Raw genomic sequence first — 14,384 nt, forward strand, 5'->3', positions numbered from 1 at the left:
GCAGTCAGCGGGAATCTACCCGGTAATTGTCCTGGCTGAACAGCTCGCCCTGTTCCCACCGCTCCACCACCTGATGCCGTAAGGGTGGCCGCTTCCGCCGGCCGCTAAGCAGCAGCGCCGGCAGCATGGCCCGACCCAGGGCCTCGGCTACCTGGGGACAGACCGCATTGCCCAGCATGGCCTTCTGCTCGGTCTGGGTACCCAGCAGCTGATAATCCTCCGGGAACCCCATGATGCGCTTCAGCTCCGGGACCTTCAGCATGCGCAGCAGGATGTCGGCAATACCGTATTTGCGGCACACAAACTTCAGCAGCCGCATCACCAGCGAATCACCCTCGGCCGGGGCCAGATGGCAGGGGCCGCGTCGGATCAGGGCCAGGTACTGATGGCGCCGGGAGGCAACTACCGTCCGGGCCGGCTCGCGCAGCAGCCGGGGCGTGTTGCTGAACTGGTGGGAGAAGGTAAAGCCGTCGAGGTGCACAGTGGCCATGGCCGCGCAGTCCTTCGTGCGCAGGGTAGGGCACGCATCCGACGTGCGCTTAACGGCCCCGTGCTTGTAGTAGGTTGTCAGCAGCTTGACGCTGGCCAGGAAGAGGTTCCCGCCATTGGTGGTGACGGTGGGGGAGTACCGGCATACCGGCCGAACGGACCGGGCGGCTTTGTCGCCGGCGCGGGTGCCGTTGTTCTGATACAGGAACTGCTGCAGCGTGCGGGGCCGGCAGTGGCTGTCTTCCTGGATGCCCTCCGCAAACAGGTCGCTTCCCTGCACCTGGCGGGCCGTTGGGAGTAACAGCTTCCGGATACCGGCCAGCAGCCGGCTGAGCGTAGCATCCGCATAGTCCTTTTTGCCGCGCTGCCGGCGCGTAAAGATGCTGTGCCCGGTGTCATCCAGATCCAGGCACTGTTCAACGCCGTTCCAGCGGGGCAACCCGCCTTTGCCGTGCCGGTCGTGGGTGGCCGCCGGCCAGCTGATAGGGATGCCGGCGCGGGTGAAAATCCCGAAGTACCGGACCCGGCTTTGCGGGGTACCGTAGTTGGCCGCATCAAGCAGGCGGCACTCGTAGTTGACATAGCCCATGCCTTTTAGCGTGGCCACCCACCGGCGGTAATACTCTCCCTTGCGGGACTTGACGGGCACGTACACCGGCTCGGGCTGGCCGTCGGCTCCTTTCCGGTACACGATCCGGCCCTGCTTGTCGCGCTTGGGCTCGGTCGGCCCCCAGTTGCGGAACTCCTTCACGTTCTCAATCATCAGGCACTTGGCATCGGCCGCCAGCGCAAAGCGGGGCAACTCCTCGGGCAAGGCCCGCTCCTGCTCGTCGCAGCTCATGCCGCCCCGGGCAATGCTGTGGTGGGTGCAGCTGGGGGAAGCCCAGATGATGTCCGCCCGGCCCAGATCAAATTCATTGGTTGCGCGCACGTCGGCGCAGAAATGGCGGGTGGTGGGGTTATTGACCTTGTGGGTGGCCACGCACGTTGCATTGTGGTTCAGCATGGCGGCCACGTCGTAGCCGCCTGCTCGCTTCAGGCCCAGGCTCCCGCCGCCGCACCCGCCGTAGTGATCGTGCAGGCGCAACCGGAATCCGGCCCGCAGCAGTTGGGCCGCGGCCTCCAGCCCTTTGAGATGGGAAATCGTGAGCGTCTTCATCTACGCGGCCAGAATAGGTTGAGCGGCTCCGGCCGCAATCCACGTTACCAGCTCGTCGATGCTCCACACCCCGCGCACCTGGTGCCAGCGGGCGGCCAGCTGGTCGAGGCGGGCCGTCGATAGCTGCCAGAGCAGCGCCCGCACCCGGCGCACCTGCCGGGCCTGGTGCCGCCGCCAGTTCTGCCAGCGGTGGAACTCTACGTGGCTGACGTGTTCCAGCTGCTGGTGTTCATCCTGCCAGCGGCCCAGCTCCGCGCGCAGGGGCTGGGCGGCCCGCTCCCGGCGTACGGCCTGCCGGGCAGCCGTGCGGCCTTTGGGGCGCAGGTGAACGGGGCGGCTGCCACCGGCCAGCAATACACAGAAGGAAACGCCGTGAACGGTAACGCTAAAGGCGGGAAGGGTCGTGGGTAGTAACATGGTAAGGGGGCTATGGGAATAAGGGTCAAAGGCTGTATTTCCAGCGGAGGTAGCGCACGTAATGCACCGGGCAGCACCATCCGTAATTGCGCTCTATGCCTTCCAGCCCGCAGGCATCCTGCTGGTCGTCGGGGTGGGCCGGGGCCTGCTGGTCGGGCCAGCGGGGCCGGGGGCAGCAGCGGGGCAAGGGCCGGGGTCGCTCGTGGGGTGGGGGAGGGGGCGGTAGGGCGAAAAGCTCCCCCTGTTGCCCGGCCCCCAACGGGAGCCGGGCGGGGTACTGCTGGCCTACTTCTTGGGCTTCCAAGTCGTCAGGTCGTAGATGGCTCCCAATCGCTCCTGTAGCTGCTCCTGAAATCCATCCAAGACTGAGGGCACATTCATGCGCTTGGCTAAGTCCTGCTGGTGCCGCTCATACTCTATGCCTACGTTGTGGGTAATCATGGCCCACATCAGCAGATTCATGGCCGATTCCAGCGTCTGGCAAGTGCGGTTGATTTGCTTGCTCATCCAGTCCTGCTGCGAGTACTCCCGCTCTCCGCGTTTCTCCCAGCCGAAGCTATCAACCAGTTCCTGTAGGGTCTGCTCGTCCATCGAGCCGCGCCGGGCGTGGAACTGGTTAGCAATTACCACCCGCAGAACGCCGGTCATGTAGTCGGCAGATACCGCCGCGTCCTCGTTGCTCACGCCCGCCGTAATGCGTTCCATCAGCACCGTTTTTTCCATGTCAGTAGTGGCGCGCTGCTTGCGGTTGTCCTTCATCACCTCGCCCCGCGTGGGCTGGTTGGCCGTTACGGCTTTGCCGCTGGGGGCTACCACGACATTCTGCAAAATCACGCGCTGGGCGTGGCCCGCCTTCGGCCCATCCACATACACGCCCCACACGCCTTCTTTCTTCTTGCGGGTGGTTTCGTACTTGCTCGGGGCCAGCCCTTTATCCCCGTAGAAGTAGTTACTCAGCAGTACGGCGGGCTGCTGCTCGGTGCTGAGGGTTTCCTGCTTGCGGGTAATTTCAGCGTTGAGCTTGGTATCCCAGCAAGCGGCATCAAGGCAGTTGTCTTTCTTGGCAAGCTCGGCAAACAGCACCGTGGCGCACCCGCTGCGCTTGGGGCAACTGCTGCAAGCCCCGGCCTCCGGCACTAGCTCCGCGTCCGACAAAGGCCACGGCGCGGCCGACAGTACCCGGCTTTCCTGTTCCAACCACCCTTTCAGGCTGGAATGTTGCAGGGCGTACCGCCCGCCCCACTTCTGAAACAGCCGCACCTGCACATCGAGGGGCCAGCGGGCCAGTTCCTCCGCGCTGCTCATGGTCACCAGTCCGTCATACACGCCCTTCGTCCACTCGGCGGCAAGCTCCGTGAGGCCGCGCCGCTGGGCGACCCAGCGCGAATCCTTCCCGAGCATGGCGGCAACTTCCTGGTACGTGCGCGTGGGCTGGCCTTCCTCCTTCCCCAGCAGCTTCGCCACGGCGGCGGCTTCGTCCAGCGGGTGCGGGTTGCTGCGGTGCAGGTTCTCCACGATACGGGCCGCTTCGGCCTCGCTCTCCGTCATATCCAGCACCATTGCCCGAATGGTCGGCCACTCCAAAATCAGCTCGTGGGCGGCAAAGCGGCTGAAACCGGCAGTCAGCGCGTAATTCTTGCCCTCCATCGGTTCGGCCAACCGGCGCATGGGCACGGCGTGAAGCAGCCCGCCCGTTGCGCGGATGCCCTCGGCCAATGCTTCCAAATCCTTGCGGTTCAGCTTCTCGCGCCGCTCCCGGTAGTTGAAAGGGAGCCACACATCCGAAAGGGCTACTTCCAACAACTCGGCGGCAGCGCGGCCCGGCTGCTCGGGGGTGTCCTGCTGCTCGGGGGTGTCGGGCTGGCCCGCCTCGGGCCGGGCCTCGTCGCCCCGTACAACATTCATCACGGCTTCGGCTTCGGTGCCTTCGGTCAACAAAAGAGGTGCTGCACTCATGGTACTGATTGTTAAGTGGTTGTTTAGTATTTATACGTTGGTAGCCCTGCTTTTGATTCAATAATTGAATCAAAATAATGGTATCTGTCACTTTATTTTTGCCCCCCCAACCTTCTCCCCACCGCCCCGTTTTTCGCCCCGGCCGGGCAAAAAAAGGGGGGCTTATGCCCCCTCCGTGTAGGTTTCCAGTACTGCTTTGCACGTCCTGGCTCCCATGATGCGCCGGGCCGTTTCAGTGTCGAGCGGGGCGGTACGCTGGCGTTCCACGCGGCCGATGATTTCCTGTGCCTCGCCGCCGATACGTTCGGCTACGCGGGCGGCGAAAACGCTCACGTCCCGGTCACCCCGGGCCGTGTTGCACTTCATGCAGCAGGTCACCAGATTGGTGGCCTCGTGGGTGCTGCCGGGCTGGCTGCGGGGTACGATGTGGTCGAGGGCCAACTTAATGCCCGACTCAACGCCGGCACCGCAATACGCGCAGGCCAACCCGTCGCGCAGGTAGATGGCAAGCCGCTTGTGCTGGCTAATCCAGTTCATGCCGTGCCATACGGGCGTGGTCGAGGCGGCGGCAACTGCGGGGGCGGAGGTGGTATGTTTTTTCATAATAAATTTGTTTATGGTTGATTTACAATAGATTATACGTCGATAAATAGATTTTGATGCAATTATCAAATCAAAAATTGTTCGTATTTTGTCACATCTTATTTTTCTCCCCACTGCCCCTATTTAATTCCGCGATTATGCCTCCGTTATCTGGCTACCGAACCCTCTTCAACACAACCTGTTACTTCGTCCAGAAGGCCGATGCCCCCGCCGGCCTTTCCTTCGCTTCCCACCTGGTGCTGGATCAGCCCCTCCACGCGTTTGCTTCCATGCGGGGCTGGCAGCTGGAAGCGGAGCCGGGCCGGTGGCTCGACGTGTTCAACAATGGTCCCCTTGCCGCCCAGCTGAATCTGGTAACGGGTGAATTGTGGACGCCCACCTACCCGAAAGAGGGCTGGGTGCTCGAAGGCATCATGCAACCCGACTACCTGGTGCGCAAAGCCGACGGCGTGCCGGTCGCCTGGTCGTCGCTGCAGCCCCGCTGGTGGGGCATGTTCCGTTCCATGAAAGACCAGTATCAGATGTACCGGCAGTTCAGCTCGCTACCCACGGACTCCGCGCTCCGGATGCGGGACTTGAAGCTGCTCACGTCGAAGGAAAACCGCTACGGCGTCTATGAGCACACGGCCACGGGGCTCTACTATATCAGCTACGTGCTGCCCACCGAGTTTTTCCAGGAATACCTGGCCGGTCCCTACTCACCGCAGGAACTGCTCACGACCGGCGACCGCATTTTCCTGCGCCGGACCGGCATTGATACCGTCCTGGATATGCTTGAAAAAAAATCCTCCCGCTCGTCCAGCCCCAGAAAAAGAGCCGTGGAAAAGGTCGAATAGGTGCTCCAAAATGGGAATGCGGGAAAGCATAATGGGAGCGATCCGGCATCGTTCCTTGCGACCAATCGGTTTACTTTGCCTCACCGGAGCAGACATCCACTCGCGTGGAGATCAGCTTAGCTGACAGCCGGCGAACTTCATTCCCGATCCCCGCACCTACGACCTTTTCCACAACCAAACAAACAACAAAAGCCCCGCATGGCTGCTGCGGGGCTTTTCGTGCGTAGAAGAATACGGTAAGCGAAAGCTTAATTCAGTGACGTCTGCAGCAGCGGCGGCAGGGGCCGATTGCCCGGGCTGCTCTTGAGCTGCATCGTGCCGGCTACCATCATCTGCCAGAGGGGGATGAGCTGATCTTCCTGCGCGGCCAGCGGGATCTGCGCGGCCGGCAACTCCTCCATCTGGGTGGTCACGGCGGCGCGCAGCGCCCGGGCCCACTCTGCTTCGGCAGTTACCTCGCGCAGGGCGCATACCCGCCCGGAATGCGTATCAACCAAGATTAACAGCACGTTACGGCCCTTACCGGCCGCCCAGCGTTCCAGGTGCGCATCCGCTACTAGTGGCAGGCGCGGCAGCGCATCGAAGACGCACATCCCGTCGATCTGCGTGACCAGGTGCGTCAACCGCCGGCGCCCCTGGTAGATGGTGATGTTCAGCTCGTGGGTCGCCCAGCTCAGCTTGTCCTCCTCTGGCAGGGGCGTGAAATACACGAGTTGCAACAGTTCGTCTGCGGCATCTGCCGGCAGGTAAGCCACGGCCCCTTCCTCGCCGGCAGGGATACTCAGTGGTCGGGAATAGGGGTAAGGAGCTCCTACCTGCAGCAGCATATCGAGGGGGGTTTCTGGGATCAAGTACGTGATCATGGGACTAGGACTAGGAAGGGAGGATGTGGACGCTCAGAATACGCTGCAACAACTGATCCACCGGGATGCCCACCAGCTCGCCCACCAGCTTCAGCTGGGCGCAGGTGATTTCGCGGCCCTGCACCGGCAGCTGCGTCATTTCCGCCGGCGGCAGGGCAACAGTCAGTACCCAGGCCAGCAGCTCACTGGCGGGACGTCCCAGCAACTGGGCCAGCTGGTCTACCTGGGCGCAGGTCAGGCGGCCGGGCTCCGCCAGCCGGGCTTTCAGCGTCCGCATGTCCACGATGCCCAACTGTTCGCGGGTTTTGCGCAGTGAGACGCGGTGCGCCGTCAGGATGGCTTCCAGATCCGGCATTTCCTGCAGGGACGCAGGGGACTGATGAGGAACTTGTTTACGCGGCATAGGGAGTGGGATAAGCCCCGAAGATAGCGCCACCGGTAGAAAGGCGTCCGGCCAGGCCTGCCGCAACGCTTCCGCCGCCGGCAGCAGCCGGGGCCGACGATAACGTATCAGGCAGAATTCCTGCCGCTCCGTGCCGTCGAAACTCACTTGCTGGAGCAGGTCCAGCCGGAGCATGCCCGCCTGAATCGGCTGCCGGCTGAGCAGCAACTCAAACCGGGTGGCCTGCAGGCTGAAATAATCCCCCAGCTTGGTGGCCAGGGACTCGAGTACGTCGGGCAACTGCGGTAGTGCGACCCTTGTACCGTCATCCTGCCGCGGCCATTCGGCCACGATCAACACGCGGCTCTGCTCGCGGCCCGGCTCACCGGCCCGGGTAAGCAGGATGCGACTCTGCCAGCGAACCTCCTGCTCATCGGGGAATAGGTAACGCTGAAATAGAACACTATCGGTAACCATGGATGGGTAGATTAAGCGGTCCAGTAGCGGACCCGGGGATTCTTACGCAAGCAAGGTACAAAGTGTTGTAATCAATCACAACACTTTGTACCTTGCCGCCGTACACTCCCCCAAAGCCTCTCCATCCAGTACAGCGCTTCTTCTGAGCGGATTGCCCTACATTGCAGCTCCGGAGCTGAAATTAAAATTACGTTTTGGCGAGCTTTTAAATAGTTTTGCATTCAGTCACTCCGTCGGGCGAAGTGTTTTGCCTCGTCTCGCTCCGGATGTCTATCCCCGCTACTGCCCTTTGCACTTTTTCGGTACGCCGTTCAGGTGCCCCCGCTTTCAGCACGCACACCTATCCGCTTTCCGTCGTGTTGTTCCACTACTATTCTACCGTTTCCCGTGCGCATCATTCGTCACACTCTCGCGCTGGCCGGGCTCCTGTGCGCGCTGCAGGCTCCCGCCCAACAAGTCCCCGCCGCTGACACGAGCCGCCAGGTGCACCTGGCCAACGTGGACGTGGCCCCCGCGGCCGCCGACACCAAAGGCTGGCTGCTGCTCGATGAGAATATCAAGCTGGAACTGGAGGGCGCCATGCACAACCTCTACAATTTCCACTATGATCGGGCCGAGAAGCAGTTCCGCAGCCTGCGCCGGCGCTACCCTGAGCACCCGATGCCCTACTTCCTGATGGGACTGACCCAGTGGTGGAAAATCATGCCCAGCAACGTAACCAACCGGCAGTACGACAAGGTCTTCTACGCCTACATGGATTCGGCCATCACGAAAGGAGAGCGCCTCTATGAGGCTGATCAGAACAACTACGAAGCCAGCTTTCTGCTCTCGGCCGCGTACGGATTTTCCGCCCGTCTGCACGCCGAGCGCCGCGACCTGCGCCTGGCCACCGTCTACAGCAAACGGGCCCTGGACTACGTGCAGCGCAGCCAGCAGGCCAACGGCCTGAGCCCGGAATTCCTCTTCGGTACGGCCCTGTTTAATTACTACGCCGTATCCGTGGCCGATGATTACCCCTTCCTGCGGCCGATTTTGCTCTTTTTCCCCAAAGGCAACCGGCCACTGGGCCTGCAGCAGCTGCGCTCCACGGCGGAAAACGGCTTTTATACCGGGGCCGAAGCCCGGTATTTTCTGATGAAGATCCTGGCCAGCCCGAAGGAGAATGACGAGGCCGGCGCCCTGGTCATTGCCCGGCAGCTGGCAAAGGCCTATCCCGACAACGCCTACTTTCAACGCTACTACGCGCTGCTGAGCTTCAACCAGGGCGAGTACCGCGAGTGCGAGCAGATCAGCCTCAACATCCTCGACAAGCTTAACCAGGGGCTACCGGGCTACGAGTCGTTCAGCGGCCGCTACGCCACCTACTACCTGGGCTTCCTGCAGCAGACCAAATACAAGAACCTGACCAAGGCCCGCGACTACTACCAGCGCTGCATCGTGTTCTCGGAAATGGCCGAGATGACCAAAGGCGGCTACTACCTCTACGCGAATTTCAACCTGGCCCGCATTGCCGAATCGCAGCGGGACCTGCGCGCCGCCCACCACTACTACCAGGTCGTACTGAAGCAGGCCGACCGCTCCTCCCCGATGTACACGACGGCCAAGGCCTTCCTGCGCGAGCACCGCGCGACGCGTCTGACCGATACCCTGCCCGCCGGCTACTCGGCCCGCTAACTGCCCTCCCGCTCCCTGTCTGTGCTTTGCCTGCTGCACCCGGTCGTCCGGCCGGTGGCCCGCTTGTCTCACGTTTCCGTCATTGCTATGTCTCTGCTCGAGAAAATCGTCCGGGGCCTGCCCGTCAGCCCCGACATCCAACAGGCGCTGACCAGCCCCGACCTGCTGCGCAAGCACGCGCTCTACCTGCGCCTGCCTCATTTGCTGGCTCCTGCCTACGGGCCGGTAACACCCCAGCAACTGGAACAGCTATCCGCGTACGGCTACCTGTACTTCCGCTTTCTGGTCGAGTTCGACCAGGTGCTGGATCAGGCCGGCCACCAGCCGCTTTCGGCCGCCGCTACCGGCCGCATCTTCGAGTTTTGCGCGGTCTACGAGGCCGCCATCCGGGGCCTGAGCGCGCTGTTTCCGGAAGCCGATCCGTTCTGGAACCACTTCGCCCAGTGCAAGCGGGAGTACGCCGGCAGCAACCGCCAGGAAAAGACCCTGGCCGCCACCCGGCCTGCTTTCACCGCCGCTATGTTCGAGGAGCTGGCCGCCGGCAAGTCCGCCGCTTGCTACGCCATGGTACACGCCCTCGATAGCCTCAGCGGCCGGTCCCAGCCCAGCACCCCGCTGCTGACGTGCCTGCGTCATGTGCACATCGGCCTGCAGTGCCTGGATGACGTGGATGATTTCGTTCAGGATCTGCACCACCGGCAGTACACATTCGCGCACTACGGGGTCATCTCAGAAAACGGAATAAATAGCACGTTAAGACCTGGAAAGGGGACGTAGAGGCTGAAATTTGCCGGGTGCACGCTTGGTACGCCACGAATAGTCGCCCGTCAGGTTGATGTGCTCCCAACCCAGCGGTGATAAGTAGGGCAACAGCGCTTCGTCCACGTTATGGCCGTGGGCGCGCAGGGCCTGCACGGCACGCTGCAGGTACACCGTATTCCACAACACGATGGCAGCCGTGAGCAGATTCAGGCCGCTGGCCCGGTAGCGTTGCTGCTCGAAGCCCCGGTCCCGGATTTCGCCCAGCCGGTGGAAGAACACGGCCCGGGCCAGTGCGTTGCGGGCTTCGCCTTTGTTGAGCCCCACCTGCACGCGGCGGCGCAAGTCGACGCTTTGCAGCCAGTCCAGAATGAACAGGCTCCGCTCGATGCGGCCCAGTTCGCGCAGGGCCACGGCCAGCCCGTTCTGGCGCGGGTAGCTGCCGAGCTTGCGCAGCATGAGCGAGGCCGTCACGGTGCCCTGCTTAATGGACGTGGCCAGACGTAAGATTTCTTCCCAATGGGCCAGGACGTGGCGCACGTTGAGCGTCCCGCCCAGCAGGGGCTGCAAGGCCTCGTATGCCGGGGAGCCCGGCGGCATATACAGCTTCGTGTCGCTTAGGTCGCGGATGCGGGGGGCAAACCGGTAGCTCAGCAGCGGCATCACGGCAAACAGGTGGTCGGTAAAGCCGGCCGTGTCGGTGTAGTGCTCGGCGATGCGCAGGTCGGATTCGTGGTAGAGCAACCCGTCGAGCACATACGTGGCATCGCGCACGCCGACGTTGATGACCTGACTGCTAAAGGGGGCGTACTGGTCCGAGACGTGGGTATAAAACAGCCGGCCCGGCTCGGCCCCGTATTTGGGATTAATGTGCCCGGTGCTCTCGGCGCGTCCCCCGGCCCGGAACCGCTGCCCGTCCGACGAAGAGGTCGTGCCGTCGCCCCAGTGGGCCGCGAAGGGGTGGCGCAGCTGCGCGTTGACCAGCTCGGCCAGGGCCAGCGAATAGGTATCATCGCGGATGTACCAGGCTTGCAGCCAGGAAAGTTTGGCGTGGGTGCTGCCGGGGCAGGATGCCGCCATTTTAGTCAGGCCCAAGTTCAGGCCATCGGCTAGCAGGGTGGTGAGCAGCAAGGCCGGGTCTCTGGTCGGGGCCCCGGTTCTCAGGTGCGTGAAGTGGCGGCTGAACCCGGTCCACTCGTCGACTTCCAGCAGCAGGTCCGTAATCTTGACGTGGGGAAGCTGGCGGGCTGCCTGCTCAATCAGGGCCTGGGCCGCGTCCGGCACGGCCGCATCGAGGGGCATGATTTTCAGGCCGGCCGCCGTCAGGCTGGCATCCGGCAACTCACCCGCTGCGGCCAGGCGGTTAACTGTTTCCAATTGTTGGGTCAGGTGCGCGAGGCGCTGCTGCAGGTACCGTTCCCCGTTCGGTTCCACGGCCAAGGGTAGCTCACCGGCCTGAAGTAGGGCGGCAAACGGTTCCGTCGGCACCAAGTACTCCTCGAAGTCCTTAAACTGGCGCGAGCCCAGCACCCACATATCGCCCGAGCGCAACGCGTTTTTGAGTTCAGCCAGGGCACATAGCTCGTAGTAGCGGCGGTCCAGCCCTTGGTCCGTCAGCACCAGCTTCTGCCAGCGCTTGCTGATGAAGGCCGTCGGCGCATCGGCCGGCAGCTTGCGGGCGCCCGTCGTGTTCAGCTCGCGCAACACGTCCAGCGCGGCCAGCAGACGTTTCGCGGCCGGGGCCGCCCGCAGCGGCAGGGCGGCTAGAAACGCGGGGGCGTAGCGGCGCAGCGTGGCGTAGTGCTCGCCTACCCGGTGCAGGAAATCAAAATCAGCCGGTTGAGCCAGTTGCTGCGCTTCGCCCACGCTGGCGGTGAATTCCTCCCACGGCAGCACCGATTCGATGGCCGCGAACGGGTCCGTGCCCGTGGCGCGGGCCGTGAGCAGGGCCTGCCCAATGCGCCCGAACAGGCGCACCTGCTGGTTGATGGCCTTGCCCGAGGCCTGAAACTGCTGCTGGTGCTTGTGTTTGGCCGCGTTGAACACCTTCCCCACGATGCGGTCGTGCAAGTCGAGCAGTTCGTCCAGCACCGTGGCCGTGCCTTCCAGGGCCAGGGCGACCAGCGTGGCCAGGCGACGCACCGGCTCGAATTTGGCCAAGTCGGCCGGAGTCATCTGGCCTCCTTCCCGGGCGATTTTGCGCAGCCGGTTTTGGTGGACCCGCCGTGCCAGGTCCGCCGGCAGCCCCAGCTGTTGCCACGCCGCCAAGCGGGCCAGGTGTTCCAGCATCTGCCGCGAAGTGGGGGCGGCGGGGGCTTGCCGCAGCCACGCCAACCAGGTCAGGGTACTGCCCTCGCGGCGGGTGAGCAGGTTTTCCAACGCCTGCCGGGTTTCCGAGGTCAGGTCCTCGGTCAGCGTCTGGTAAAGCCAGCGATTAGCCCGGGTTAAGGCCTCCGCGCTGAGACGTTCGAGAACGGTGACCGCGGGCAACAGGACACCCTGGTGGCGTAAGTGCCCTATCAAGGCTTGCACCAGCACCACGCCTTTGTCAGTTTGCCGGGCAACTTCGGCCAGCCACGGCACGGCGGCCCGGTAGTGCGGTAAGCCAAACGTCTGAATCGAAAAAGCCGCTTGCAGTTCCAGCAAGTGTTCGCGCCGGGTTTGCTCGCGCTGGCCATACACGGCCCACTCTGTTACCGAAATCTTCAGTTGGGTGGCCACAAAAGCCAGCAGCGACGAAGCCGGCAATTGCTCCACTGCCAATGATACCCCCGGAAACCGCAGGTAGCAAAGTTGCACAGCAAAGCCCAGGCGGTTAGCCACACCACGGTGTTGGTGAATCAGCGACAGGTCGGCTTCACTAAAGGTGTATTGCCGGATGAACTCCTCCGGGCTTTCGGGCAGCGCCAGGAGTTGCTCCCGTTCCGCTGCCGATAATATGGAACGACGAGGCATGGGGGTAGAGCAATTGGTAGCTAAAGATGATGATTCCGTTCCATCGCGCCGATACCAGCCTAATTAGCAGCCATCTACACAGCCCTTTCTGTTCACTTAGTGCGTGTTTGTGAATTTAAAAAAACACATTCTGCTCATCTGGCGTTCGCTTGTCGAGGCAATTCTCCCACTTCGTCATGTCGATTGATTGACAACGCCAGATGAGCAGGACGGTTTAAAGTGATTAAGAAAAATCCAAACACGCTCTTAATGTCACTGCTCGCACAACGCCCATGCCCCGACGCGGAGAAGTTTGAGAGCCACTGCATGAGGCACAGACGGACCAATCACTGACAAAAGCTGCAACACTCCAGGTCAGGGCGATGGACCGCCATTGCGCACGCTTGACGATAATCATGGCCTGGTCTGATGAAACTCATGGGCCAAGCAGCACCTACCCCGGAACTTTGACCCATTCATCCCGGCTAGCGCTCCTGCTCTTTTGCGGCAGGAATCCGGCAATCCGGTACCGCGCCAGGGTGGGTGTGTTTATGCTTTTCTGGTTGCCGTTTCCTATGACTAACTCCTTCAAGGCCCTCAGCCTTACCTATAAAAAGGCGCCATTAGCCATCCGTGAGCTGTTGGCGCTGAATGAGTTGGAATGTGAGCAAGTACAGCGCAGCCTTCAACAGGAGTTGGGCCTTTCCGACCTGCTGGTGCTGAGCACCTGCAACCGCACGGAAGTGTACTATACGGCCGAGGACGACCAACAGATAGCCATCATTGACGCGCTGGGTCACACCAAAGGCTGCGCCAGCAGCCGGGGCTACGCTTCGTACTTTGAGCACTTTACAACGGCCGGGGCCGCCGCGCAACATCTCTTCGAGGTAGCCTTGGGGCTGGATGCTCAGGTTGTCGGCGACCTGCAGGTTATCAACCAAGTGAAGCTGGCCTACCGCCGTTCGGTGGCGGCGGCGGCGGCAGGGCCGTTTCTGCACCGGCTGCTCCACGCGGTGCTCGCGGCCAACAAGCGGGTGCAGCAGGAAACGGCTTTTCGCGACGGCGCAGCCTCCACTTCCTCCGCCACCCTGGAACTGGTGGAGGCGCTGACGGCCGACCTGCCCTCGCCGCGGGTGCTGGTTGTGGGGCTGGGCGAAATTGGCGCCGATGTGGCCCGCCACTTCGCCAAAAGCCGGCGCTTTACGCACGTCACGCTCTGCAACCGGACCCGCGTCAGGGCCGAGGCGCTGGCCGCGGTGCGCGGCCTGAAGGTCCTTGAGTTTGCGGACCTGGCCGACGGCGTGCGGCAGGCCGATGTTATTATTTCCTCAGTTTCCGCGCCGGTGCCCCTGTTCACCCGGGAGCTGGTGGCCGGCCTAGAGGTGCTGAGTCCTAAGTTCTTCATCGACCTTTCGGTGCCGCGCAGCGTGGACCCCGCCGCCGAGCACGTGCCGGGGGTGCTGGTTTACAACATCGACGCCATCCAGCATCAAGCCTCGGCGGCCCTGAGCCGGCGCCTGGCGGCCGTGCCCCAGGTGTGGGCCATCATTGCTGAAAGCGTAGCCGGCCTGCGGGAACGGAGCCGGGAGCTGCATGTGTCGCCGGCCATTCAGCAGTTGAAAAATACCCTGGAGCAGCTGCGGCAACAGGAGCTGGCCCGATTTCAGAAAAAGGCCAGCCCCGCCGAAGCCCGGCGGCTCGACCAAGCCACCCAGGCCCTGACCCAGAAGTTTCTCAAGCTACCCGTGCTGCAACTTAAAGCCGCCTGCCAGCGCGGCGAGGCCGACGAGCTGGTTGCCGCGCTCACCGAATTATTTGTGTTGAAAGCCTAACGG

The 14,384-nt window shown here is 62.7% G+C and carries 12 protein-coding genes; 4 read left to right on the top strand and 8 right to left on the bottom strand.

Annotated elements, in window-relative coordinates; genetic code table 11:
• Positions 1-4 precede the first annotated feature (4 nt).
• The 5 genes from ROI90_RS16580 to ROI90_RS16600 all read right to left on the bottom strand — a co-directional run bounded on the left by ROI90_RS16580 (position 5) and on the right by ROI90_RS16600 (position 4,624).
• Positions 5-1,648 (bottom strand): DNA cytosine methyltransferase, encoded by a 1,644-nt coding sequence (locus ROI90_RS16580; RefSeq protein ID WP_315999479.1) that lies wholly within the window; start codon positions 1,646-1,648, stop codon positions 5-7.
• A complete protein-coding gene (locus ROI90_RS16585; RefSeq protein WP_315999480.1) occupies positions 1,649-2,065 on the bottom strand; it encodes a hypothetical protein in 417 nt (138 codons plus the stop codon).
• A gap of 25 nt (positions 2,066-2,090) precedes the next feature.
• Entirely contained in the window at positions 2,091-2,369 is a 279-nt protein-coding gene (locus ROI90_RS16590) for a hypothetical protein (RefSeq protein WP_315999481.1), read from the bottom strand.
• On the bottom strand, positions 2,351-4,021 hold the full coding sequence (locus ROI90_RS16595; RefSeq protein ID WP_315999482.1) for a ParB/RepB/Spo0J family partition protein: 1,671 nt from the start codon (positions 4,019-4,021) through the stop codon (positions 2,351-2,353). The genes ROI90_RS16590 and ROI90_RS16595 overlap by 19 nt, the downstream gene beginning before the upstream one ends.
• 162 nt (positions 4,022-4,183) lie before the next feature.
• On the bottom strand, positions 4,184-4,624 hold the full coding sequence (locus ROI90_RS16600; protein ID WP_315999483.1) for an HNH endonuclease: 441 nt from the start codon (positions 4,622-4,624) through the stop codon (positions 4,184-4,186).
• A gap of 137 nt (positions 4,625-4,761) precedes the next feature.
• On the opposite strand from ROI90_RS16600, the gene ROI90_RS16605 reads away from it, so the two are divergent.
• Positions 4,762-5,460 (top strand): hypothetical protein, encoded by a 699-nt coding sequence (locus ROI90_RS16605; RefSeq protein ID WP_315999484.1) that lies wholly within the window; start codon positions 4,762-4,764, stop codon positions 5,458-5,460.
• 248 nt (positions 5,461-5,708) lie between these two features.
• On the opposite strand, the gene ROI90_RS16610 is transcribed toward ROI90_RS16605, so the two are convergent.
• Together ROI90_RS16610 and ROI90_RS16615 are read right to left on the bottom strand one after the other, a co-directional pair.
• Entirely contained in the window at positions 5,709-6,323 is a 615-nt protein-coding gene (locus tag ROI90_RS16610; RefSeq protein WP_315999485.1) for a hypothetical protein, read from the bottom strand.
• 10 nt (positions 6,324-6,333) lie between these two features.
• Positions 6,334-7,182 carry a hypothetical protein gene (locus ROI90_RS16615; RefSeq protein WP_315999486.1) on the bottom strand — a complete coding sequence of 283 codons (849 nt, stop codon included), beginning with the start codon at positions 7,180-7,182 and terminating at the stop codon, positions 6,334-6,336.
• A gap of 387 nt (positions 7,183-7,569) precedes the next feature.
• On the opposite strand from ROI90_RS16615, the gene ROI90_RS16620 reads away from it, so the two are divergent.
• Together ROI90_RS16620 and ROI90_RS16625 are read left to right on the top strand one after the other, a co-directional pair.
• The gene (locus ROI90_RS16620; protein WP_315999487.1) at positions 7,570-8,856 is read left to right on the top strand and encodes a tetratricopeptide repeat protein; all 1,287 of its coding nucleotides are present in this window, start codon (positions 7,570-7,572) and stop codon (positions 8,854-8,856) included.
• A gap of 87 nt (positions 8,857-8,943) precedes the next feature.
• Positions 8,944-9,633, top strand: a complete 690-nt coding sequence (locus ROI90_RS16625) for a hypothetical protein (protein ID WP_315999488.1) — start codon at positions 8,944-8,946, stop codon at positions 9,631-9,633.
• Here the strand turns inward: ROI90_RS16625 and ROI90_RS16630 are convergent.
• A complete protein-coding gene (locus ROI90_RS16630; protein WP_315999489.1) occupies positions 9,610-12,570 on the bottom strand; it encodes a Tn3 family transposase in 2,961 nt (986 codons plus the stop codon). The two genes, ROI90_RS16625 and ROI90_RS16630, sit on opposite strands and share 24 nt — an antisense overlap.
• Positions 12,571-13,124: 554 nt before the next feature.
• Between ROI90_RS16630 and hemA the strand changes: the two genes are divergently transcribed.
• Entirely contained in the window at positions 13,125-14,381 is a 1,257-nt protein-coding gene (hemA, locus tag ROI90_RS16635) for a glutamyl-tRNA reductase (protein WP_315999490.1), read from the top strand.
• Positions 14,382-14,384: the final 3 nt, after the last annotated feature.

This window comes from Hymenobacter endophyticus (assembly GCF_032464715.1).
Lineage (GTDB): Bacteria > Bacteroidota > Bacteroidia > Cytophagales > Hymenobacteraceae > Hymenobacter > Hymenobacter endophyticus.